21 protein-coding genes and 1 pseudogene are annotated in these 21,993 nt (G+C 61.1%); 17 read left to right on the top strand and 5 right to left on the bottom strand.

Annotation, left to right across the window (positions count from 1 at the left end):
• Window positions 1-18 precede the first annotated feature (18 nt).
• The 5 genes from PQ467_RS08755 (at window position 19) to cydX (ending at window position 3,852) form a co-directional block, all read left to right on the top strand.
• A complete protein-coding gene (locus PQ467_RS08755; protein WP_274173066.1) occupies window positions 19-423 on the top strand; it encodes a hypothetical protein in 405 nt (134 codons plus the stop codon).
• Between the two features lie 333 nt (window positions 424-756).
• Window positions 757-1,002, top strand: a complete 246-nt coding sequence (locus PQ467_RS08750; protein ID WP_274173065.1) for a hypothetical protein — start codon at window positions 757-759, stop codon at window positions 1,000-1,002.
• 3 nt (window positions 1,003-1,005) lie between these two features.
• A complete protein-coding gene (locus PQ467_RS08745; RefSeq protein WP_274173064.1) occupies window positions 1,006-2,571 on the top strand; it encodes a cytochrome ubiquinol oxidase subunit I in 1,566 nt (521 codons plus the stop codon).
• A gap of 12 nt (window positions 2,572-2,583) precedes the next feature.
• Entirely contained in the window at window positions 2,584-3,732 is a 1,149-nt protein-coding gene (cydB, locus tag PQ467_RS08740) for a cytochrome d ubiquinol oxidase subunit II (protein WP_274173063.1), read from the top strand.
• A gap of 12 nt (window positions 3,733-3,744) precedes the next feature.
• A complete protein-coding gene (cydX, locus tag PQ467_RS08735) occupies window positions 3,745-3,852 on the top strand; it encodes a cytochrome bd-I oxidase subunit CydX (protein WP_274173062.1) in 108 nt (35 codons plus the stop codon).
• 48 nt (window positions 3,853-3,900) lie between these two features.
• Here the strand turns inward: cydX and PQ467_RS08730 are convergent, their stop codons facing one another.
• Complete coding sequence (locus tag PQ467_RS08730) at window positions 3,901-5,208, bottom strand: aminotransferase class V-fold PLP-dependent enzyme (RefSeq protein WP_274173061.1); 1,308 nt, start codon at window positions 5,206-5,208, stop codon at window positions 3,901-3,903.
• Between the two features lie 183 nt (window positions 5,209-5,391).
• Between PQ467_RS08730 and PQ467_RS08725 the strand changes: the two genes are divergently transcribed.
• From PQ467_RS08725 to PQ467_RS08695, 7 genes are all read left to right on the top strand, one after another.
• Window positions 5,392-5,802, top strand: coding sequence for a DUF2946 family protein (locus PQ467_RS08725; RefSeq protein ID WP_274173060.1), 411 nt, complete (start codon window positions 5,392-5,394; stop codon window positions 5,800-5,802).
• Between the two features lie 51 nt (window positions 5,803-5,853).
• Entirely contained in the window at window positions 5,854-7,998 is a 2,145-nt protein-coding gene (locus PQ467_RS08720; RefSeq protein ID WP_274173059.1) for a TonB-dependent siderophore receptor, read from the top strand.
• Between the two features lie 58 nt (window positions 7,999-8,056).
• On the top strand, window positions 8,057-8,932 hold the full coding sequence (locus tag PQ467_RS08715; protein ID WP_274173058.1) for an MbnP family copper-binding protein: 876 nt from the start codon (window positions 8,057-8,059) through the stop codon (window positions 8,930-8,932).
• Window positions 8,929-9,465 (top strand): MotA/TolQ/ExbB proton channel family protein, encoded by a 537-nt coding sequence (locus PQ467_RS08710; RefSeq protein WP_274173057.1) that lies wholly within the window; start codon window positions 8,929-8,931, stop codon window positions 9,463-9,465. Before PQ467_RS08715 ends, PQ467_RS08710 begins: the two co-directional genes overlap by 4 nt.
• Before the next feature lie 70 nt (window positions 9,466-9,535).
• The gene (locus PQ467_RS08705) at window positions 9,536-9,961 is read left to right on the top strand and encodes an ExbD/TolR family protein (RefSeq protein WP_274173056.1); all 426 of its coding nucleotides are present in this window, start codon (window positions 9,536-9,538) and stop codon (window positions 9,959-9,961) included.
• A complete protein-coding gene (locus PQ467_RS08700; protein WP_274173055.1) occupies window positions 9,958-10,611 on the top strand; it encodes a TonB family protein in 654 nt (217 codons plus the stop codon). Before PQ467_RS08705 ends, PQ467_RS08700 begins: the two co-directional genes overlap by 4 nt.
• Window positions 10,612-10,614: 3 nt before the next feature.
• On the top strand, window positions 10,615-11,787 hold the full coding sequence (locus PQ467_RS08695) for a methanobactin export MATE transporter MbnM (RefSeq protein ID WP_274173054.1): 1,173 nt from the start codon (window positions 10,615-10,617) through the stop codon (window positions 11,785-11,787).
• A 104-nt stretch (window positions 11,788-11,891) separates the two neighbouring features.
• Here PQ467_RS08695 and PQ467_RS08690 read toward each other — a convergent pair whose 3' ends face one another.
• Entirely contained in the window at window positions 11,892-13,175 is a 1,284-nt protein-coding gene (locus PQ467_RS08690) for an O-acetylhomoserine aminocarboxypropyltransferase/cysteine synthase family protein (RefSeq protein WP_274173053.1), read from the bottom strand.
• Window positions 13,176-13,516: 341 nt separating this feature from the next.
• Here PQ467_RS08690 and PQ467_RS08685 point away from each other — a divergent pair, with 341 nt between their 5' ends.
• Window positions 13,517-14,053, top strand: a complete 537-nt coding sequence (locus PQ467_RS08685; protein ID WP_274173052.1) for a hypothetical protein — start codon at window positions 13,517-13,519, stop codon at window positions 14,051-14,053.
• Here the strand turns inward: PQ467_RS08685 and PQ467_RS08680 are convergent.
• Window positions 13,949-14,773: pseudogene (locus tag PQ467_RS08680) on the bottom strand (IS30 family transposase); the annotation flags it as partial. The gene PQ467_RS08685 and the pseudogene PQ467_RS08680 overlap by 105 nt on opposite strands.
• A 93-nt stretch (window positions 14,774-14,866) precedes the next feature.
• Between PQ467_RS08680 and PQ467_RS08675 the strand changes: the two are divergent.
• The 4 genes from PQ467_RS08675 (at window position 14,867) to hisI (ending at window position 18,507) form a co-directional block, all read left to right on the top strand.
• Window positions 14,867-16,105, top strand: a complete 1,239-nt coding sequence (locus tag PQ467_RS08675; protein ID WP_274173051.1) for a GTP-binding protein — start codon at window positions 14,867-14,869, stop codon at window positions 16,103-16,105.
• Entirely contained in the window at window positions 16,102-16,749 is a 648-nt protein-coding gene (locus tag PQ467_RS08670) for a DUF1826 domain-containing protein (RefSeq protein WP_274173050.1), read from the top strand. The genes PQ467_RS08675 and PQ467_RS08670 overlap by 4 nt, the downstream gene beginning before the upstream one ends.
• 118 nt (window positions 16,750-16,867) lie before the next feature.
• Window positions 16,868-18,037 (top strand): CobW family GTP-binding protein, encoded by a 1,170-nt coding sequence (locus tag PQ467_RS08665; protein WP_274173049.1) that lies wholly within the window; start codon window positions 16,868-16,870, stop codon window positions 18,035-18,037.
• Complete coding sequence (gene hisI, locus PQ467_RS08660) at window positions 18,034-18,507, top strand: phosphoribosyl-AMP cyclohydrolase (protein WP_274173048.1); 474 nt, start codon at window positions 18,034-18,036, stop codon at window positions 18,505-18,507. Before PQ467_RS08665 ends, hisI begins: the two co-directional genes overlap by 4 nt.
• Window positions 18,508-18,600: 93 nt before the next feature.
• Here the strand turns inward: hisI and acpA are convergent, their stop codons facing one another.
• Together acpA and PQ467_RS08650 are read right to left on the bottom strand one after the other, a co-directional pair.
• A complete protein-coding gene (gene acpA / locus PQ467_RS08655) occupies window positions 18,601-20,286 on the bottom strand; it encodes an acid phosphatase (protein WP_274173047.1) in 1,686 nt (561 codons plus the stop codon).
• A gap of 122 nt (window positions 20,287-20,408) precedes the next feature.
• A complete protein-coding gene (locus tag PQ467_RS08650; protein WP_274173046.1) occupies window positions 20,409-21,971 on the bottom strand; it encodes an alkaline phosphatase D family protein in 1,563 nt (520 codons plus the stop codon).
• Window positions 21,972-21,993 lie beyond the last annotated feature (22 nt).

Here is a 21,993-nt window from a genome sequence, read left to right as displayed (position 1 = left end):
TGTATTGATGGAGCAGTGATGTCCTTCTTGCGAACCTTCCTGCGCTCACGGCGTTGGCTGGCCATGTTGATCGTGGCGGCGGCATTGTGTGTGCGGGCGCTGGTTCCGGCCGGTTTCATGATCGCCGATCAGGCGGACAGTCATACCATCACCATCCAGATATGTAGCGGCAGCAGCGTCAAGCCCATGACCTTGGCGCTGCCTGCCTCGCACAGCGATGGCAAACATGGTGGCAAGGCAGTAGAAGCGCCTTGTGCTTTCACAGCTCTATCCATGGGCGCCGTTGCACATGCAGATCCGCTGCAACTGGCACTGGCGCTCGTTTTCATTCTCTTGCTCGGCTTTTTACCATTACCCGCGACGCTGCTATGCTCGCGCGTCCATATTCTACCGCCCCAGTGCGGCCCTCCAGCCTTCGCCTGAATTTCGCTGACCGGACCGGTAGCGCGAGCCCCGCGCACCGGATTGATCGGGCAGGCCCAGGCACTTTTGGCATCCCCGTTTTTGCCAGCCTGTCCCAGCCGGACAGCGCCGATGTCCCGGCGGTTACCGGGATCGGTGGACGCTGCTGCTCCCTTCGCAGAAGAACGCCCGATGCCTCTTGATACCTTCTGGGCAAAGGGCAACCGCGCTTCAGCCTGGCCTTCCCCGGGTTAGGGGCGCAGCGTCCGCCGTCCTTTTCCCTGATCCTCCATACGCTTGATCTTGCCCGCACCGGTGCGGGCGGTTCAGCCGCAGCCATACAACAGGCACATCATGTCCTTCTCATCCCAACCTCTCCTTGGCACGCTTGCCGAGGCGTGCGGAGCTTTGCTTCGCCCGAAAACCGATTTGCAACGCGCTATCGCGCTGGTCGTCCGCATCAAACTGTTCGTGCTCATGGCACTGAGTTGCGCGCTGCATCTGGCGCCGGCCAAACCGGCATCAGCCAGTGATCAGATGGCACGCCATTTCTTTCATCAGGCGATGGGCTCATCTCCCACGCCAGACACAAGGGCCTGATCCATGGATCCTTCCGATCTTTCGCGGCTGCAATTTGCACTGACCGCGCTTTACCACTTCCTGTTTGTGCCGCTCACCCTTGGCCTGTCGTTTCTGCTGGTCATCATGGAATCGGTCTGGGTGATCTCGGGCCGGGAAATCTGGCGTGACATCACCAAATTCTGGGGCAAGCTGTTTGGCATCAACTTTGCTATGGGCGTTGCCACCGGCATCACCATGGAGTTCCAGTTCGGCACCAACTGGTCCTATTACTCACACTATGTGGGCGACATTTTCGGGGCACCGCTGGCGATCGAAGGCCTGATGGCCTTTTTCCTTGAATCCACCTTCGTTGGCCTGATGTTTTTTGGCTGGGATCGCCTGTCGCGCCCCGTCCATCTGTTGGTTACCTTCCTCGTCGCTTTCGGGTCGAACCTGTCAGCGCTGTGGATCCTGATCGCCAATGGCTGGATGCAAAATCCGGTGGGCGCCACATTCAACCCCGACACGATGCGGATGGAGTTAGGCAGTTTTAGCGAATTGTTGTTCAACCCCGTGGCGCAGGCCAAATTCGTGCATACGGTCAGCGCGGGCTATGTGGTCGGCTCGGTATTCGTGCTGGCGATTTCAGCTTGGTATATGCTGCAAGGGCGCCATTTGGCCTTTGCGCGCCGCTCCTTTGCGGTGGCGGCGGCCTTTGGCCTTGCCTCCTCGCTCTCGGTCGCCGTGCTGGGCGATGAAAGCGGCTTCACCATTGCCGAGCATCAGCCCATGAAAATGGCCGCGATCGAGGGGATGTGGCACACCGAGGAAGCCCCGGCGAGCTTCACCGCCCTTGCGCTGCCCAGCAACGCCAAGCGCGAGAATATTGCCGAAATCAAGATTCCCTATGTTCTTGGCCTGATCGGCACCCACAGCATCGACAAGCAATTGCCTGGCATCCATGAGTTGGTGGCGCAGACCAAGGGCAAGATCGTCTCGGGCATTGCCACCTATGACGCCTTGCAGACCTATCGCGCTAACCGCAAGGATGCAGCCGCGCTGGCCGTGGTGAAGGCTCGTGCGGGCGATCTGGGCTATGCCCTGCTGCTCAAGCACTATGTCGATGATCCGCGCAAGGCCGATGCCGCCACCATTGACAAGGCCGCATGGGATACCGTGCCCAATGTCGCGCCGCTGTTCTGGTCCTTCCGCCTGATGGTCGGCCTTGGCTTCTGGTTCATATTCCTGTTTGGCGCAGCCTTCTGGGCCACCAGTCAGAACCGCTTTGACAAGATCTGGCTGCTCAAGGCCGCAGCCTATAGCTGGCCTTTGCCTTGGATCGCTGCCGAACTGGGCTGGATCGTCGCCGAATATGGGCGCCAGCCTTGGGCCATTGCCGGTGTGCTGCCGGTGCATATGGCGGCCTCTTCGCTCGCACCGGCCAAGATCTGGTTCAGCCTAGCCGGCTTTGTCACGCTCTATTCCAGCCTGCTGGTGATCGATGTGATCCTGATGCGCCGCTACATCCGCCTCGGGCCGGTCAAGGCCTTGGGCAAAGACCGCAAGCCAGTTCAAGACGGGGGTCTTGCCCCGCAGCCCGCTGAATAAGGAGGCATTATCATGCATCTTCCTCTCGACTACGAGACCTTGCGTCTCATCTGGTGGTTCCTGCTCGGCGTGTTGCTGATCGGTTTTGCGATCATGGACGGGTTCGATCTGGGCACCGCCGCGCTGCTGCCTTTCGTCGCGCGCACCGACACCCAGCGCCGTGTGGCGATCAACGCGATCGGCGCAACGTGGGAAGGCAATCAGGTGTGGTTCATTCTGGGCGGCGGCGCGATCTTCGCCGCATGGCCGCTCATCTATGCCACGAGTTTCTCCGGCTTCTATGTCGCGCTGTTTCTGGTGTTGGCGGCCTTGATCATGCGACCCGTGGGCTTCGAGTTCCGTCAAAAGATCGCTGATCCACGATGGCGCGCCTTCTGGGACTATGCGCTGTGCTTTGGCGGCATTGTGCCCAGTCTGGTGTTTGGCGTGGCCGTGGGTAACCTGTTCCTTGGTGTGCCTTTCCGCATCGAGGGCGATATGCGCGTGGTCTATGAGGGCACCGGCCTTTTCGAATTGCTCAATCCCTTTGGCCTGATGTGCGGACTGGTTTCGCTCACCATGCTGACGGGTCATGGCGCGGCATGGCTGGCGTTCAAGACCGAAGGCGAAGTGAACATGCGCGCCCGCATAGCAGCAATGATCCTGTCCACCACCTGCGCCGCGCTGTTCTTGCTGGCCGGGATCTGGGTCAAGCAACTTGATGCATTCCGCATCGTCAGCGAGGTAGCGCCCAATGCCCCTTCCGATCCGCTGGTCAAGCATGTCGGCATGGTGGCCGGTGGCTGGATGGACAATTACATCTCCCATCCGGTGCTGTTTGTGGTCCCTATGGTGGGCGTGGTCGGCCTGCTTGCCCATGCCGCCTTCACCGGTGTGCGCTGGCGTCTGGCGGCTTTCATCGCCAGCGGCTTTGGCATCAGCGGCGTGATCGGCACGGCGGGGATCAGCCTGTTCCCCTTCCTGCTACCCTCCAGCATCCAGCCAGAAGCCAGCCTGACGGTTTGGGATGCCTCCTCCAGCCATTTCACGCTGTTCGTGATGCTCTGCGCCACGCTCATCTTCCTGCCCATCGTGTTGGCGTACACAGGGCTGGTGTTCCGTGTGCTGCGCGGCGCGATCAGCGAAGAGCATGTGCTGGCCAAGTCCAGCGGCCTTTATTGAGAGGAATGCATCATGTGGTATTTTGCATGGATTTTGGGTACCGGGCTTGCCGTGCTCTATGGCATCGTCAATGCCGTCTCGCATGAACTGCATCTGCCTGACGAACCTTTGGGCGAATAAGGCAGGCAAGAGAGGCGGCCCTTTCAACGGGGGCCGCCTCTTCATTTTTCACACATACATGGCGTGTTCGACGCGCAAGGCGCGAGCCAGCGCATCCACATCCTCGGTCCGAGTATAGAGCCCCGGCGTCACGCGGATCACTGGCGCCTTGGCCACGCCTTTGCGCCACACAGTCAGGATCTTGTATTTCTCGAAAAGCCGCGCCTGCACGGCTTGCGCCTTTGCATCGCTGTCCATGCCTTTAAGGCGGAAGCTGGTCATGGTGCAATAGCGTGCCGGATCATCGGGCACGCAGATTTCCACATTGGGCACATCGCGCAACGCGTCCACCCAGCGGTTGCGTAAGGTCCGCAGATGCTTCTCCTTGGCCGCCGCGCCGATGGCGAAGTGAAATTCGACAGCCTTGGGAATGGCCAGCACAGCCGCGAAATTGACGGTGGCCGAAGGCAGGCGACTGGTAATATCCGCCGGATCGGCATCGCGATGGGTAGCGGCGACATCAATATCGACCAAACGGCTTTTGCGGATATAGAACGCACCCGTGCCCAGAGGTGCGCTGGTCCATTTATGCACGCTCCAGCCTACGAAATCCGCGCCTAGATCGGAAATCTGGAAATCAAGGCAGGCCACGCCATGCGCCGCATCGACCACTGTATCGACCCCGCGCGCCCGCGCCATCGCTACAATCTCGCGCACAGGCGTAACAAGTCCGGTGCGGTTAGACACTTGCGTCACCACCATGAGTTTTGCGTTGGGCGTGCGCTTTAACACATCCTCATAGGCGGCAAGGATGTTAGCGGCGGTCGCCGGTTCAGGCATGGAGAATTTCACCACCTGCGCCCCACGCCGAGACCCAAGCCATTCAACTGCCGAGATCATGGCGTCGTAATCCAGATCACAGCAGATCACTGCATCGCCCGCTTTCAGGGGCCGATAATTGAGGATCAGTGTATCGATCGCCTGCGCGCCCGACTGGGTAATCGCGATCTCGTCCACGCTGCATCCCACCTGTCGCGCAATCGCTTCGCGTGCCTCGCGCCCGCCGGCGGCCAGACAGGCACCCCCTGGAAGAACATTGCGCGCCCAGATCGAATTGGTCTCATTGATAAAGGCGCTCTGACGCTGATATTCCTGTGCCACCACGCGCGGCATGATGCCCCAGTATCCGTTTTCCAGATTGTGGATCGAGACGTCCACATCGAAAAGTTTGGGCAGATCGGCCGGAATGATCGAATTCGGCTTGAGGCCATGTGGCTCAGACATTCCTTGGGCCGCGGCGGCCTCCATGCCTCCCAGCAACAATGGCGCCCCCAGAGCGGCGGATTGCAAGAATTGGCGGCGGTCGGCAGTGGTCATAGAAGGATTCCATATTGGTGAGCTCCGCGACCTTGTCTGCGCAGCCAGGCATCGGACAATGCGTGTTTCACGCCCTTTGATATCCCAAGGATACATTGTATCGTCATTCAATGTCCATGCTCTTGGTGTTTGTTTGATTTTGCACAATTCCCAACCGCACTGATTGGGCGTAGGGCACCGGCCATGAGGGGGATTCGCAGCGTTCTGTTGCGCCATCGCGCATGGGCCATGGCATTATTGGCTGTGGCGCTGATGATGCGCGCCTTCGTGCCCGCAGGCTACATGGCTAAAACTGGCCCTCAGGTTCTGGAAATCAGGATCTGCTCGGACTCGGCCAGCAACACCGCCTCTTCCTACCACCTGACGATCCCAGCCAAGGATACCACCCCCGGCAAGCATGGTGCCGAGCACGTCAAGGCCACTTGCGCCTTTTCCTCGCTCGGTCATGCCGCATTGAGCAGCGTCGATCCCGTTCTGCTGGCTCTGGCCATCCTGTTCATCCTTGCGCTCGGTTACCAACCACAGTCAGCCTTTCCGCTGGCTACGCGCGCCAATGCGCGGCCACCCGTGCGCGGGCCGCCGATCCTGACCTGAACCCGATGCGTCCGTGAGACGCCCAATAGTTGTTCATTCAGGAAGATTCCCATGTTTGCCAAAACCCTCTCGGGTGCGAGCCTGTTCGCGCTCGCACTCTCCACGCCTGTCTTCGCCCAATCGACCGGCACCACGCCCGATGTGAATGTCAACGCCATCGCCGCCGCGCCACAAGTGCGCGACGAACATGCCGACAGCGATGGCACCAAGAGCTATGCCGCGCGCGGCACCACAACACTGTCCAAACTGCCCGCCACCTTGCGCGAGACGCCATCCTCGGTAACGGTGATGACGCGCCAGACGCTCACCGACCTCAACCTCAACACCTTCAACGAGGCGATGAACTGGACGCCTGGCGTCCTTTTCGTGTCCAACGATGAATCGCAGGGCCAGTTCATCGCACGCGGCGGCGCGCTCGAAACCATGAGCGACGGCTCGGCCAATCTCAACGGCAATTCGGGCTGGCAGCAACTCGACACCGCCATCTTTGACCGCATCGAGGTGCTGAAAGGCCCGAGCGGCATCCTCATCGGCAATGGCACGCTCTCGGGCGTGGTCAACACGGTGAAGAAGCGTGCCCAACATGTGCCCACCCTCACCGCGCGCGTTTCGGGCGGATCGTGGAGCAATTTCCTGCAGGAAGGCGATCTGGGCGGCCCGCTCAACAAGGCAGGCACGATCCGTGCGCGGGGCGTGTTCTCGCACAACAGCAAGGATTTCTTCTACGACCGCGCCCACGAGGACCGCTGGACGGGCTATGGCGTGCTCGACATTGATGTCACGGCGCGCGACCAGATCTCGGTGTCTTATACGCGCCAGAATTATGTCGGCCCGTCCTTCTCCGGCAATCCGGCCTATGCCACCGGCGCGCCGATCAACCTGCCGCGCAGCACCAATGTCTATCCAGACTGGTCCTTCACCAAGTGGGACACCGCCGAAATCCACGCCGAGGCAGAACACCATTTCGGCGGTGACTGGCTGGCCAAGGTCAATTTCACCCAGCGCGCGCAATGGTTCCAGTTCAACGACGCCTACCCTTCGTCGGGCGTAACCCCCACCTTGACGGTCGATTATGTCCGCCGCCACGCGCTCTACGCCTATATGCGCACCACGCTGGATGCCTTTGTCTCCGGATCGATCCAGCTGTTCGGGCAAAAGCAACAGGTGCTGGCGGGCTACACCCGTGGCTATTACCGCTCATGGGGCGAACTGGTGCGGCCCACCGCCAATATCACCGGCGTCTCGATCCTGAACCCCAATGCCGTGCCCGATTTCGATCTGCCCTATAACAGCGGCTCGCTCTCGACCAATCTGCAATCAGGCTATTACGGGCAATTGCGATTGAAGCCCGCCAAGCCCCTGACGCTGGCCGGCGGGGTCCGCCTCACCGATTATGACAGCGGATCGCAGACCATCGCCCCCTCACCCACGCCCGGCGCGTGGTCGGTCGGGCTGCGGGTACGCAGCCAGCCCACCTATTATGGCGGTGTGGTGCTGGATCTGCGCAAGTGGCTGTCGGCCTATGCCTCCTATGCCGACATTTTCGTGCCGCAAACGGTCAAATATGTCAGCGGCGAAATCCTGCCCCCGCGCATTGGCGCGCAGGTGGAGGCTGGCTTCAAGGCCTCGCTGTTCAACAACCAGTTGAACGCCACCATCGCCTGGTTTGACACGTGCGAGCGCAACCGCTCCTATGCCGATCCGCTCAACACCGGCTTCTATCTTTCGATCGGGCGCGTCTCGATAAAGGGCTATGAGGCCGAGATCTCGGGCCGCATTCTGCCTCATTGGCAGGTGATCGGCGGCTACACCCACATGGATGCGCGCTATGATGTGGCCAGCGGCGGCAGTCAGGGGCTGGATCTGTCGGGCTGGTATCCGCATGACCAGTTCAAGCTGTGGAACAAGGTGGACTTCGGTCAGGGCACGCTTAAGGGGCTCAGCCTTGGCGGCGGGGTGAACTATCAATCGCGCACCTATGCGGGCACTACAGGCACCAATCTGCTGCGCACGCAATATCCCTATGCCGTCACCAGCCTGTCGGCGGACTACCGTGTGAACCGCAATGTGACCGTCAGCGCGCTGGTCGATAACGTCTTTGACGTGACCTATTACACGCGGCTTGGCGGCACCAACACCTACAACAGCTTCGGCCGTCCGCGCAGCTTCACCCTGTCGCTGCGCCTGACCCGTTGATCCCTGCTGGCGGGAAGGTGGCGCTGCCCCTTCCCGCCGCCTTTCAAGGAGCTTTCCCATGCGCCTTACCCCTTTGATCGCCGCCGCCACGCTGGTCGGCAGCGCCGCGCAAGCCGCGCCCGCGCCGCAACATTTTTCGATTCCCTTCGCCGCCGAAATCGCGGGCAAGCCCTTCACCTGCTCTGCCGAATATCGCGGGCTGGGCAAGGTTCCCGCAGTCGCCCGCGTCGGTGATTTCCGGCTCTACATTTCCGAGGTGGCGCTGATCCGCAAGGATGGCGCAGCCGTGCCCCTTGCCCTCGATCAGGATGGCCAATGGCAATACAAGGGCGTGGCCCTCATTGATTTCGAGGATGGCACTGCCAATTGCGCCAATGGCACCAGTGCCACCAACACCACCCTGCGCGGCACCGCGCCCAAGGGGGACTATACCGGCATCGCCTTCACCGTCGGCGTCCCGTTTGAACTCAACCACGGCGATGTGACGCAGGCGCCGCCCCCGCTTAACATGACCTCGATGGCATGGGCATGGCAATTGGGCTTCCGCTTCTGGAAGATAGAACTCTCCAGCCTGCCCGATCCGATCCCTGCCCCCTCTGCCGATCCGTTCAACCCGCTGCGGCCATCGCATTGGTCGATCCATCTGGGTTCCACCGAATGCGCCTCGGCCTCGGTTACCACCGCGCCCAAGGCGCCTTGTGCCAACCCCAACCGCATTGCTGTGAGGCTCACAGGCTTTGATCCGGCCAAGGGCGTGGTGATCGATCCTACCGAAGCACTGGCGGAATCGAACCTGCTCGCCAACACGCCGCGCACCTCGTCGGGTTGCATGAGCTTTGTGAACGATCCTGATTGCGCGCCTCTATTCTATCGCCTGGGCTTGCCCTTCAACGGCGTCGCGCCCGGTGCTCAAAAGCTGGTGAAGGCACGATGATCGAACTCACACCGCTCGGCTTGTTTGCGGTCGCAGGGCCCGTGGGCAAGGCTGTGCTGGTGCTGCTGGCGCTGGTTTCGGCCTATGCGTGGGTGCTGATTGCCGAAGGCGTGTTTGTCACCCGCCGCCTCGCCCGCGCTGTGGAGCAGGCGGAACAGGGCGCAGAGCCAGCCCTGCTCGCATCCATGACCAAGGCTGGGGGTGGCGAAGCCTCCAGCCACCTCGCCGGCGAAACCACAGGCGAGGTCCGCTTGCGGATCGAGGACGCGATGCTGCGCGCCGCGCGCCGCATCGTCGAAGAGGCCGAAAGTGGGCTGACCGGCCTTGCCATCACCGCATCGGCAGCGCCCTTTGTGGGACTGTTCGGCACGGTTTGGGGCATCATCGGCAGCTTTGCGGGCATTGCCCATGCGGGCGACACCAGCCTCGCTACGGTTGCCCCCGGAATTGCCGAAGCGCTGGCCGCCACAGCCTTTGGCCTTGCCGCCGCAATCCCCGCCATGGTGGGCTATAACCGGCTGGGGCGACACTGAGTCGGCTTGCCATGCGGCTTGCCGATCTGGCAGCGGCACAGGCAACGCGCCTGATGGCCGAGCGCGCCTGATGCGCCCATCACAACGCCTTGCCGGAACAGGCCACCGCCCGCTGGCGGAGATCAACGTCACGCCCCTGGTGGATGTGATGCTGGTGCTGCTGGCGATCTTCATGGTCACCGCGCCGATGCTGGTGGCCAGCATCAAGGTTGACCTGCCAGAGGCCGCCGCTGCCCGACCGCAGGACAAGCGCGAGCCGGTGGTGATCTCGATCCGCGCCGATGGCTCGCTGGCGCTGGGGCATGAGGGAGTGACGGAAGGCGATCTGGTGGCAAAGGTTGCCGCGCAGACTCAGGGCGATAAGGCCCGCCCGATCCTCGTCAACGCCGACCGCGCCACCCCGCATGGCCGCGTGGTGGCGGTGATGGACCGGATGATGCAGGGTGGCTTCACCCGCTTTGGCATCATCGCCGATCCGGCGGCGGCCCCGCGATGAGCCTGCTGCATCCCTGCTGGCTGCGGCCACTGGCTTGGGGGCTGGTGCTGGCGGGGCATGGCGCGCTGGCGGCGCTGTTCCTGCCCGCGGCGCCATCCACGCCAGCGATGGGCCAGGCGATCAGCGTGGCGCTGGTGCTGCCCTCCGCCGACCACGGCAAGGCCAAGGCAGAGCAACGGCCTGCCCCGCGCCAGCCACAGGCCCGACCGCATCAAGCCAGCCACAGCGCAGCATCTCCGCAAGCCGTCTCCGCCGCCGCTCTCGCACCTGCGGGGAGCGGGTCGGCGTTGAGCGTCAGCCTCCCCCCTGCCTCGCCGGTCTCCGCTCAAGGCGATAGCGCCCAGCGCGCCGACACACCTGCGACCGGCTGTGGCAAGCCCGATTACGGCACTTTGGTCGCGCTCGAATTGAACCGGCTCAAACGCTATCCCGCCACCGCCCGTGCCGCCCATATCTCCGGTGCGGTGACTTTCGCCTATGTGGTGGACGCCAAGGGGCGAATCACCCGCACCGATCTCGTCCGTTCCTCGGGTTATGGCGACATAGACGAAGCCGCCGCCGCGCTGTTCGACGCCGCCCACTTGCCCCCGCCACCCGAGGGACAATTCCGCTCGACCGTCACCATCCGTTATGCCCTCACGGAGCGCTGAACCATGAAGCATCTTTCCCGCTGGATCATGGCGCTGGCCGCGCTGGTCACGCTGACCGGAGCGCTGCGCCCCGCCGCACTCTATGACTGGCACTTACCGGCATGGATGCCCCCGCCGCCGCCCACGCCCGACAATCCCATGAGCACGGCCAAGGTCGAGTTGGGGCGGTATCTGTTCTACGATGCCCGCCTTTCCGCAGATGACACGATCGCCTGTGCCTCATGCCATCTTCAAAGCCACGGCTTTGCCGATGCGCGCGCCAAGGGTGTGGGCGTGGGCGGCGAAGTGGGCACGCGCAATGTGCCGGGCCTCGCCAATGTCGCCTATTTTCCGGTGCTGACCTGGGGCAATCCGCTGCTCAAACATCTCGAGCATCAGGCTTTGATCCCGATCTTCGGCATTTCTCCGCCCGAAATGGCGATGGAAGGGCGTGAAGAGGCGATGATCGCACGCCTCTCTGCCGATCCAGCCTATCTGCCGCTGTTCGGTCGTGCCTTTCCGGATTCGCGCGGGGAGGTAACGCTTAAACGCATCACGCAAGCCATCGCCGCCTTCGAGCGCAGCCTTATCAGCTATAACGCGCCCTATGACCGCTACAAATATGGTGGCCAGACCAGCGCCATTTCCGATGCTGCCAAGCGCGGTGAGGCGCTGTTCTTTTCGCATGATCTGGAATGCTATCACTGCCATACCGGCGCCAATTTCACCGATAATTTCGCTTCGGCGCGCAGCCGCCAGCCGGAAGTGGGCTATCACAACAACGGCCTCTATGATCTCGATGGCAAGGGCGCCTATCCCTTTGACGCGGTGGGGATCAAGGAACACACCGGCCGCGCCGAAGATATGGGCCGTTTCCGCACGCCCTCTTTGCGCAATGTGGCGGTCACCGCGCCCTATATGCATGATGGCTCCTTGCCGACCTTGCGCGATGTGATCCGCCATTATGCCGCAGGCGGACATGTCACGATGGTGGACGGGCACCGCTCTGACGGGCGCAACAGCCCCTTGAAGGACCCTTTGCTGGGCGGCTTCGATATTACGCCGGATCAGGAGGACGATCTGGTCGCTTTTCTCGAAAGTCTGACGGACCGTCAGTTCCTCACCAATTCACATTTCTCCGACCCTTGGCCTGCAGCGCATCCGGCACGCAAGAATCGGAGAAATGAAGCGAAATAGCCCCAAACAGGCTGGATCATGGTGACCCGAAATGAGACTTGAAAAATATCTCAGAGTCTAACCATGAATCCTGCCCGCGCATGGAGGGATTGCAGCCGATCCGATCAAACGGCCGCCAGAGCCTGATCCAGATCGGCGAGCAGATCGTCGATATGCTCAATGCCGACCGAAAGCCGTACCATGCCCTCCGACACGCCCGCCTTAGCCAGCTCTTCCGTATTCAGCTGACGGTGCGTAGTCGAGGCCGGATGGGTGGCCAGCGACTTGGCATCGCCGATGTTGACCAAGCGGGTGAACAATTGCAGCGCATCGAGGAAACGTGCGCCCGCCGCGCGCGGGTCTGGGTCATCGGTCTTGAGATTGAAGGAGACGATGCCGCTGGCCTTGCCCGAGAGATATTTGCCCACCAGCGCATGATCGGGATGATCGGCAAGGCCAGCATAATTGACCGAGGCCACCTTGGGATGTGCCTGCAAGGCCTCAGCAATCGCCTGCGCATTGTCGCAAATGCGGTCCATCCGCAGCGCCAGCGTCTCAATCCCTTGCAGGATCAGAAAAGCATTCAAAGGCGAAAGCGCCGCCCCCATATTGCGCAGCGGCACCACCCGCGCCCGCCCGATGAAGGCCGCAGCGCCTAGCGCCTCGGTATAGATCACGCCATGATAGGACGGATCTGGCTGGTTCAGGCGAGGAAAGCGGTCCTTATGCTCGGCCCATGGAAATTTGCCCGAGTCCACAATCGCGCCGCCCACCGAATTGCCATGGCCGCCCAGATATTTGGTCAGCGAATGCACGACAATATCCGCGCCATGCTCAAACGGGCGGCACAGATAGGGGCTGGGCACGGTGTTATCCACCACCAGCGGAACCCCGCGCGCATGAGCCACCGCCGCCAGCGCTTCAAAATCGGTGACATTGCCCAGCGGATTGCCTACGCTTTCGCAGAACACCGCCTTGGTGCGATCGTCGATCAGCGCGGCAAAGGCCGCCGGATCGCGCGGATCGGCAAAGCGCACGTCGATGCCTTGCTGGGGCAACGTATGGGCAAACAGATTATACGTGCCGCCATAAAGCGTGGTGGAGGAAACGATATTGTCGCCCGCCTCGGCCAGCGTCTGGATGGCGGCCGTGATGGCCGCCATGCCCGAGGCCAGCGCCAGCGCGGCAATGCCCCCTTCGAGCGCCGCAACGCGCTGCTCCAGCACATCCTGCGTGGGGTTCATGATGCGGGTGTAAATATTGCCCGCCACCTTGAGGTCAAACAGATCTGCGCCGTGCTGCGCATTGTCAAAGGCATAGGCAACCGTCTGATACACCGGCACAGCCACTGATCGCGTGGTGGGATCGGGCTTATAGCCGGCATGGATGGCAAGGGTTTCGATCTTCAAGGTATCATCTCCGATTGTGGCAAAATCGTTTTAGCGCGTCATATTTCGGCCAAGCCAGAAAGATTGCCAGCACATAATGGAATCAATGTCTATTGAATTAGTAGTCAATAGTTCAGCCACGATTCCTCTTCCGTTTGGACCGGGGTGGCCACGCCGGCCCAAACGGATACCGGAGTTTTTGGCCCGAATGATATGCATAGGACCGCGGAAAAGATGAGTGATAATCTACCACGGACGATTGGCATCGAAATCTCCAAAGCGAGCCTCGACTGCCATGCTCACCCCGCTGGCGCCGAGCGCCAGTTCGCCGACACCGCCAAAGGCCACAAGGCGTTGATCGCATGTTTGCGACCGTGGTCGATCGAGAGGGTCGCCTATTAGGCAACCTCCACCTAAATCGGGCGCTGGAGGCAGCACTGGCCGACTGGCTCTGCGTGAAACTCAACCCGGAGCGCACCCGGCGCTTTACCCAAGTCACCGGCACGCTGGCCAAGACCGATCCCATTGACGCCATGCTGCTGGCCCGCATGGCAGCCACCTTGCAACCGTCAATACGACCTGCCCGCAGCAATCCGCAGGCGCAGATGGCTGAACTCGGCCGCCCCGATAACAAGCAGGCCGCATATCTCGCCGTCCTCGCCCTGGTCACGCGCGAAGCCAGCCAGTGCAAAAGCGAGAGTTCTATCCGCTGTGAACACGCCAACGCGAGGCAAACCCCATCCATGCCTGCCCTTGCTGCCGCACACTATAACCCTGATCTCAAAGCGACGGATTCAACCGGTCATCGCAACACTGGCTTCATACTGCCCAGCGAGGAATTGGTCGAGAGCTTCTGCAGGTGTTTTCCATCCAAGAGTTTTGCGAGGCCGGGTATTTAGGGTGTGAGCAGCTGCATCCAGTTCACGGGCGTTATGATTGCTCAGGTCGGTGCCTTTCGGGAAGTACTGGCGTAGCAGGCCGTTGGTGTTCTCGTTCGATCCTCGCTGCCAGGGGCTTTGCGGGTCAAAAACATAGATCTCAAGCCCGCTTTCGAAGCGCAGCCGGGTATGTTGCGCCATTTCTGCGCCTTGGTCCCAAGTCAGTGACTGGCGTAGCTTTTCAGGAAGTTTACACATGGGCCCGGCGATAGCTTCACGAACAGCTTGCGCGCCATGTCCGGCAAGAGGAGGACCGTTCTTGATCCCCTGGCCGCGTTGATAGCCGTCCATGCGCGGCAGGTGCAGCAGCATCGTAAAGCGCGAACTGCGTTCGACAAGCGTGCCGATCGCCGAACTGTTCATGCCAAGGATAAGGTCGCCCTCCCAGTGTCCGGGAACGGCCCGATCTTCCACTTCCGGTGGCCGTTCGCTGATCATGATGGCGTCCGTCATGAATGATTTTCCGCGACCTCTGACGCGTTCGCGGGGTCCGCGCAGCGCACGGCGAGAACGCAGGCATGCTGTCAGATCCCGGCGCAAGGCGCTACGTCCCTGAATATACGGGGATTGATAGATCGCCTCATGGCTGATGCGCATGGCAGTATCCTCCGGGAAATCGATCCAAAGCCTCTGTGTGATCTGCTCGGGGCTCCATGCCGTCAACCAATGCCTGCTTTGGCGATGAACAAACATCACCCAAAATTGACTTGCCTTTTGAAGATCTCCTGCAAGAATGTTATGATACAACATATCATTAAACCACAAGGCTGACCCATGACCTCCTCACCCATGCAATCTTCGTCCCACAACCTGCTGCCTGTCACAGTGCTGTCCGGCTTCCTCGGTGCAGGCAAAACCACGCTGCTCAACCATATTCTCGCCAACCGCGAGGGCTTGCGCGTTGCCGTCATCGTCAATGACATGTCGGAAGTGAACATTGACGCCGATCTGGTGCGCGGGGGCGATGCCGCCCTGTCGCGCAGCGAGGAAACGCTGGTCGAGATGACCAATGGCTGTATCTGCTGCACCTTGCGCGATGATCTGCTGCAGGAGGTGCGCAATCTGGCGCAAGCGGGGCGGTTTGACTATTTGGTCATTGAGAGCACCGGGATTTCCGAACCCCTGCCGGTTGCCTCCACCTTCTCGTTCCGTGACGAGGCGGGCGTGTCGCTGGGCGATGTGGCGCAGCTCGACACGATGGTGACCGTGGTCGACGCGATCAACCTGCTGAAGGATTATTCCAGCCAAGACTTCCTCGCAGATCGCGGCGAGTCGCTGGGCGATGACGACACGCGCAGCCTCGTCGGCCTGTTGGTCGAGCAAATCGAGTTTGCCGATGTGGTGGTCATCAACAAGGCGTCCTCGATCTCGCCCGATCAATTGGCGGTGGTGAAGAAACTTGTCGCCAGTCTCAACGCCGATGCCCGCATCGTCACTTGCGACCATGGCAAGGTAAAGCTCGACACCATCCTCGCCACCGGCCTGTTCGACGAGGAAAAGGCCGCGCAGCATCCACTATGGGCCAAGGAATTGTATGGCTATGCCAACCATGTTCCTGAAACGGAAGAATATGGCATCGAGAGCTTTGTCTATCGCGCTCGCCAGCCTTTCGATCCAGCGCGCTTCCATGCCTTTCTGACCACGGGTGGCCTCGACCATGTAGTGCGCGCCAAGGGTCATTTCTGGCTGGCGACACGGCCTGATTTCGTAGGTGAACTCGCCGTGGCGGGCAGCCAGACCGTCACATCCCGCCTAGGGCGATGGTGGGGCAGCATCCCCAAGAACCAATGGCCCGAAGAAGATCGCTTCGAACGCTTTGTGGCCCGACACTGGGATCCGATCTGGGGCGACCGGCGGCAGGAACTGGTGTTCATCGGCATCGACATGGACGAGGCACGCATCCGTAAGGAACTTGATGCCTGTTTGCTGCCAGTAAAGGCCTTCACGCCAGAGATGTGGATCGGCCGGCGCGACCCCTTCCCGTCGTGGGAACGCGCCCAGGAGATGGCATGATGATGCTGGCGCAGAGTGCTGGAGATCTGGACGATGGCGTGGCCATTGAACAGGGCGATCCGGCAGTGCTGGATGCGGTGCGGCGGCCAGAGGTGCATCTGGCCATCTGGTCCCGGCCCCTACCCGATGCCCTGCGCTGGATAACAGGGCTGGACCATGAAACGATTGATGACCTTACGTTTCATGCCGAGCTTGCTGACATCGACCGCCAGATAAGCCATGAACTCGCAGAAGCAGGCTATCCCGTCAGCGACGGTCTTGTGGCGCTGGGGCATGATATTGCTGAACTAGCCCACCGCTTCGCCGCGCTGTTGGTCCTGACACAGGTCAAGGTCCGGCTGGAGGTGATCGAGACAGATGCCTGCCGCAAATTTCATGCAGATGTCGTAACGGCGCGACTGCTGACAACCTATGCGGGCCAAGGCACGCAATGGACGCAAACGCGCGGCGGCGATGACGCGCCCATTCGTCAGATGCGCGCCGGAGACGTAGGGATCTTCAAGGGCCGGCTTTCGGTGGGCGAGCCGCAAATCCTCCACCGCTCGCCCCCCATCGCGGGGACAGGCGAGAGTCGGCTGCTGCTGGCGATCGACCCTTGGCCCAGCGCCGCGCCCCATCCCCCCACTTGCGAAAACGCTTCATGACCTACCATCCGCCTTGCAAACTCGGCCTTGCCGGTTCGAAGCCTCGCATCACCAGCGCGTGGCGAATGTTCACCCGGTTTGATCCAACCGCACCAGAACCGGCACAGGAGAAGACCGCATGAGCGCGTTGCTGTCCGGCCATGAAACGCTAATTCCGGTTTCCGTGCTCACCGGTTTTCTTGGCAGCGGCAAGACCACCTTGCTCAACCGCCTTGTGCAGTCGCCCCAGATGAACCGGGTGCTCGTCATCATCAACGAGTTCGGCGCCGTCAGCCTCGACCACGACCTGATTGCGCGGTCGAGCGAGGATCTGGTCGTGGAAATGATGGGCGGCTGTTTGTGCTGCACCATTCGCGGCGATTTGCTGGCCACCTTGCGCAATGCGCCTTGGCGGTTTGCCCGCGATGGTGTCTGCTGGTTTGACCGCGTGGTGATCGAGACCACGGGCCTCGCTGATCCTGCCCCCATCCTGCACACGCTGATGACCGACGATCATCTGCGCACGCTCTACCGGCTGGATGGCGTGATCGCGACGGTCGATGCCGTCCATGGCATGGCCACCCTCGATACTCAGGAGGAAGCGGTCAAGCAGGCGGCCGTGGCTGATCGCATTCTGCTTACCAAGACGGATCTGGCAGAGGCAGAAGACCAGCGGGCACTCGCTGCAAGGCTGAGCATCCTTAACCCCGCCGCGCCTCTCATCGATGTCGTACATGGAGACGTGTCCCCCGATGTTCTCTTCAACGCCGGGCTCTACAACCCCGAAACCAAGAGCAACGATGTGCGCCGCTGGCTGGCGGCCGAAACCTACGAAGTCCATCACCATGGCCATGAGCATGAGCATGAGCATGAGCATGAGCATGAGCATGAGCACGGTCACCACCACCACGATGTCAACCGGCATGATGATCGCATCCGCGCAACCTGCCTGACCTTCGATGACCCCCTGCAGGCGCATGCCTTTGAACGCTGGCTCGATATCCTTGCCATGTTCAAGGGGGCGGACATTTTGCGCATCAAGGGCATCGTGAATCTGGCCGAAGAACCAAGGCCTGTGGTGATCCATGGAGTGCAGCATATCTTTCATCCGCCCGTCCTGCTGGACGCTTGGCCATCCGAGGATCGGCGCACGCGGCTGGTCTTCATCACCCGCGATATCAGCGCGGAGGATCTGCGCGGCACTCTGGCTCTCATGACGATCGGGCTTGAGCAATTTGGTTTGCAGGGCTTGGTCAGCGCTGTTCCGGCGCAGGGCCTGCTTGCTGAAACTATTGGAAGTCAGGGATGAATATGTTCTCACAACGTAGGAATGTCGAGCAAGTCGAACTGGGGGCGGAACTTGCACCGCGGTTTGATGCTGATGGTTTGATCCCGGCGATTGTGGTCGACGGGGTGACAAACGCCATCCTCATGCTCGGCTATATGAATGCGCAGGCGCTCGAGCAGACGATTGTGACCCGGCAGGCCCATTTCTGGTCGCGCAGTCGAAAGGCACTGTGGCGCAAGGGCGAGCATAGCGGCTTTGCCCAAACCGTCGAGCGTATGCTGATCGACGACGATCAGGACGCAGTGATCCTGCATGTCCGTGTTGACGGGCCGGGCAGTTGCCACGTCGGGTTCCGCTCCTGCTTTTATCGCGAGGTCGATCTGGACCAGCAGAGCCGCGATACGCCCATCCGCCTAAACCGTAGCGAACCGGCTCCTGCCTTCGACGCGGGAACTGTCTATGCTGGCTTGCCAAACCCGACGCAAGTTTAAGAGTGCACACATAACAGGGCGCGTACCGGGGGGCGAACTGGCCAAGGACCATAAGATCCCGCGTGCTCGCCCCTGCCCTTAATGCCTTTTCCGTCAGGCCAGGTCCAGCGCGCCGGTCAGGTCGCCGGGGGGCGGGCCTCCTGCCGCGATCATCGCCTTTTCGCGTTCGACCAGTCCGGGCAGGGTTTCCAGCCCAAAGCGCCGGATCAGAAAACGGGCGATGGATCCTGTGTCATAGATGGTGTGATCGACCGTGCCCTTGCGCGCATGGGGCGATACGATAATGGCCGGAATACGCGTGCCCGGCCCCCAACGATCGCCCTTGGGCGGCGCGACGTGATCCCACCATCCACCATTCTCGTCAAACGTCACAATAACCAGCATCTTTGACCATTGCGGGCTGTTGCGCAGCGCCTCGATCACGCCCGCGATATGCCGATCCCCGGCATCCACATCCGAATAGCCTGCATGCATGTTGAGATTGCCCTGCGGCTTGTAAAAGCTGACGGGCGGCAATTGTCCATCGCGAGCGGCGGCGAGAAATGTGTTGGTCCGCGCCGTCTCGCCCATGCCTGCATCGCGTAGATGACGTGCGCGCGCCTGCGTGCCGGGGGCAAACTGCGTGTAATAATTGAAAGGCTGGTGATGCGGCTGGAAGTTTGGCCGTGAGGGAAAGTCATTGCTGTTAAGATGACCGTCCAGCGCTGCTGCCCACCCGCCGGAAAACCATGCCCATTCCACACCCTTGGCCGAAAGCTGGTCGCCAATCGTTTTATGGCTTTGGGGCACCAGCGTGTTGGCACTGGATCGGTTCGCGTAACCGGGGCGATCCGGATCCAGTTCATAGGTCGGCGCATAGGGCGGCAACATGGTGTTGACTGCCCAGAAATCGGGCGAAAGCGTACTGGGCACGAATTGCGGCGGGCCGTCCTTCGCGCTGGCCGGTGAACTCGCTTTCAGCTTGAGGCGGATTCCCTTGGGATCAACGCCTTCCACCTGAGCGATTCGTCCGCTGGCGGGGCTGTGGGCGGCGTCGGAATAGAAGGGTGGCTGCGCCGCAATCAGATATTGGTGATTGAGGAAAGACCCCCCAAAAGCGCCCATGAAGAAATTGTCGCACAGCGTGAATTCGCGGGCGATGTTCCACAGGCGCAGGTTGGCCGAAACATCGCCGTAATGGCCCATCACCAACGCGCCGCTGTCGCCCCAAGCCACGAAGCCATCATTGCGGCCGCCGTTGATTTGAAGCTGGTTGTTGTAGAAGCTGTGAACGAGATCGCGGGTCACAAGACCATGGGGCAGCGGATCGCCCTCCGGCGTTGACAATGCGAAAGGTGCATTGGGGAGCGGCGGCAGATCGTCCGGGCCGATCAGATACTCCCGGTGCTCGACGACCTGCTTGCTGGGCACCAGCCCTTCCCATATTTTGGGCAGTTGTTTCAGCACGCTGCCGTCCCGGTCGCGCTGGAGAAAACGCTCTGGCGGCACCTTGGCCAGCGGCTGTTCAAGGCCCGGAAAATTGGCAAACAGATTGTTGAAGCTGCGGTTTTCCGCATAGATTACGACGACTGTTTCAATATGCCGGTGCAAAGAAGCATCGAGCTGCGCGCGTGATGGCGGGGATGATCGGGCGGGCTTTACGCCTCCCGCCATGCCCCGCTCCGATCCGGCCAGAGCGAGGCCAGCAGCACCCAACACGCCCAGAACAAGGCGGCGTTCGGGGTTTTCCGGTCTGTTGGGCCCCATGCCTTCCACCGGGATTTCAGTCTCTTTGGTCATATAAGCCTCCACCCCGGCCGCTCGCGCAAGCCTAAGGGCACTATGGTTTAGCCATTTCGGCGCGATATCATTCGGCGCGATACCAATGGTCGGCCATGTAAGGAACTCCAATCGGGAATATTTCAGACCTCTAGCGCGCCCCTTCGCCCGTCTTCGACCACAAAACTCTTGAACGTGCTAGCGGGAGAGCCATCGGACCTGCGGTCAACCGAACGGAACCGTGTCATCATCTGTCGCGGGGTCAGGTCGATGGCAACATAGCCGTGAAGGCGGCTTTCGAAATAGCGCACATTGGGATTTTGCGGCAGCATGGCGGCAAAAGGTTCATAGGGTGGAGCATTGGCCGAGATCGAACCGCCAACAAACTCTGTGGCAATAGTGGCCGATGCGGGATTGTCAAAATCGGCTTTGAGGTCCGTTGTCCAGAAAGAGTGAATATCCCCGCCGAGGAAGACCGGATTGGCAAGGCGGGATGCGCTGACCGCATCCAGCACACGCTTGCGGCAGGCCGGATAGCCGTCCCACCCATCGGTCCAGTGACCAATGGTCCCATCGGTTCCCTTCTGGAGAAAACCCGCCATCAGCAGATCCTGTGCCACGACATTCCATTGCGCGGTGGAGCGCCGGAAACCGTCGAACAACCACTTTTCCTGCGCGTAACCCAGCATAGTCCGCTGCGGATCATCCCGCTCGGTGCAGAACAGCGGAACGACGTGGCCGCTGCGGCTTTTGGGCAGCGGGCAGGCCTCGGCGTTGCGATATTGGCGGCCATCAAGGACCGGCATCTCCATCAACCGGCCGAAGCGGTAGCGATCATAGATCCGCATGTCCGCACCCTGGGGAAGGGATCGCCGCCGCAGGGGCATATGCTCGTAATAGGCCTGATAGGCCGCAGCCCGCCGCCTCATAAATATATCCGGCGGAACGCTTGGATCCTGCGAAATGGCGTTAGCATAATCATTTTGAACTTCATGATCATCCCATGTCATCAGACAGGCCGCCGCGGCATGCAGTGCGCGAAGATCGGGGTCTTGCTTATAGAGCGCATAGCGTAAGCGATAGCTGGCCAGATCCGTGGCCTCGCGAACGGGATGCTGACGAACGCAATGTTCCAGATGTTTGCCCGAATTGTTGTATTCGTAGATATAGTCGCCGAGGAACAGGCTGAAATCGGGGTCTTCTTCTGCCATGCGGCGGTAGGCGGTGAAATAGCCCTCCTCCCAATGCGAGCAGGAGGCGAAAACGAAGCGCAGGTGATCAACCTTGGCATCGGGCGCGGGGGCCGTGCGCGCGCGGCCAACCTCGCTGGTGCCGTTGAGCGCGTGAAAACGGTAAAAATACTGCCGCCCCGGTGCCAGCCCTTCCAGTTCGATATGCACAGAATGGGCAAGCGCGCCAATGGCAACATAACTGCCCTGCCGCACGGGGCGCATCATGGCCTCGTCTTCCGCAACCTCCCAGCGCACGGTGACCGGATCGTGCATGCCACCTGCCCCGTCGGGTGCGAGCGGATCAAGGGCAAGCCGGGTCCAGATAACAAAACCGTCAGGCCTTGGATCGCCTGCGGCAACGCCCATGGGAAAGGGCAAGGCAGGCACAACATTCGCAAGGCCTGCTGCCGGGTTAAGCCATTGCCCTGCGGCAAGCAGGGTCGTTCCGGCCACCATTTGTCTGCGCGAAATCATCGCCTTCTCCTGCCCCAAAGAG

This window comes from Novosphingobium sp. KACC 22771 (assembly GCF_028736195.1).
In the GTDB taxonomy this organism is placed as follows: domain Bacteria; phylum Pseudomonadota; class Alphaproteobacteria; order Sphingomonadales; family Sphingomonadaceae; genus Novosphingobium.
Note: the sequence above shows the minus strand (reverse complement) of the source record. Positions and strands in the feature narration are given on the sequence as shown.

What these genes read in the sequence shown, in the direction of transcription:
- PQ467_RS08755 (WP_274173066.1), top strand. Translation starts at nt 19, where the DNA reads ATGTCCTTCTTGCGAACCTTCCTGCGCTCACGGCGTTGGCTGGCCATG.
- PQ467_RS08750 (WP_274173065.1), top strand. Translation starts at nt 757, where the DNA reads ATGTCCTTCTCATCCCAACCTCTCCTTGGCACGCTTGCCGAGGCGTGC.
- PQ467_RS08745 (WP_274173064.1), top strand. Translation starts at nt 1,006, where the DNA reads ATGGATCCTTCCGATCTTTCGCGGCTGCAATTTGCACTGACCGCGCTT.
- cydB (WP_274173063.1), top strand. Translation starts at nt 2,584, where the DNA reads ATGCATCTTCCTCTCGACTACGAGACCTTGCGTCTCATCTGGTGGTTC.
- cydX (WP_274173062.1), top strand. Translation starts at nt 3,745, where the DNA reads ATGTGGTATTTTGCATGGATTTTGGGTACCGGGCTTGCCGTGCTCTAT.
- PQ467_RS08730 (WP_274173061.1), bottom strand. Translation starts at nt 5,208, where the DNA reads ATGACCACTGCCGACCGCCGCCAATTCTTGCAATCCGCCGCTCTGGGG.
- PQ467_RS08725 (WP_274173060.1), top strand. Translation starts at nt 5,392, where the DNA reads ATGAGGGGGATTCGCAGCGTTCTGTTGCGCCATCGCGCATGGGCCATG.
- PQ467_RS08720 (WP_274173059.1), top strand. Translation starts at nt 5,854, where the DNA reads ATGTTTGCCAAAACCCTCTCGGGTGCGAGCCTGTTCGCGCTCGCACTC.
- PQ467_RS08715 (WP_274173058.1), top strand. Translation starts at nt 8,057, where the DNA reads ATGCGCCTTACCCCTTTGATCGCCGCCGCCACGCTGGTCGGCAGCGCC.
- PQ467_RS08710 (WP_274173057.1), top strand. Translation starts at nt 8,929, where the DNA reads ATGATCGAACTCACACCGCTCGGCTTGTTTGCGGTCGCAGGGCCCGTG.
- PQ467_RS08705 (WP_274173056.1), top strand. Translation starts at nt 9,536, where the DNA reads ATGCGCCCATCACAACGCCTTGCCGGAACAGGCCACCGCCCGCTGGCG.
- PQ467_RS08700 (WP_274173055.1), top strand. Translation starts at nt 9,958, where the DNA reads ATGAGCCTGCTGCATCCCTGCTGGCTGCGGCCACTGGCTTGGGGGCTG.
- PQ467_RS08695 (WP_274173054.1), top strand. Translation starts at nt 10,615, where the DNA reads ATGAAGCATCTTTCCCGCTGGATCATGGCGCTGGCCGCGCTGGTCACG.
- PQ467_RS08685 (WP_274173052.1), top strand. Translation starts at nt 13,517, where the DNA reads ATGTTTGCGACCGTGGTCGATCGAGAGGGTCGCCTATTAGGCAACCTC.
- PQ467_RS08675 (WP_274173051.1), top strand. Translation starts at nt 14,867, where the DNA reads ATGACCTCCTCACCCATGCAATCTTCGTCCCACAACCTGCTGCCTGTC.
- PQ467_RS08670 (WP_274173050.1), top strand. Translation starts at nt 16,102, where the DNA reads ATGATGATGCTGGCGCAGAGTGCTGGAGATCTGGACGATGGCGTGGCC.
- PQ467_RS08665 (WP_274173049.1), top strand. Translation starts at nt 16,868, where the DNA reads ATGAGCGCGTTGCTGTCCGGCCATGAAACGCTAATTCCGGTTTCCGTG.
- hisI (WP_274173048.1), top strand. Translation starts at nt 18,034, where the DNA reads ATGAATATGTTCTCACAACGTAGGAATGTCGAGCAAGTCGAACTGGGG.
- acpA (WP_274173047.1), bottom strand. Translation starts at nt 20,286, where the DNA reads ATGACCAAAGAGACTGAAATCCCGGTGGAAGGCATGGGGCCCAACAGA.
- PQ467_RS08650 (WP_274173046.1), bottom strand. Translation starts at nt 21,971, where the DNA reads ATGATTTCGCGCAGACAAATGGTGGCCGGAACGACCCTGCTTGCCGCA.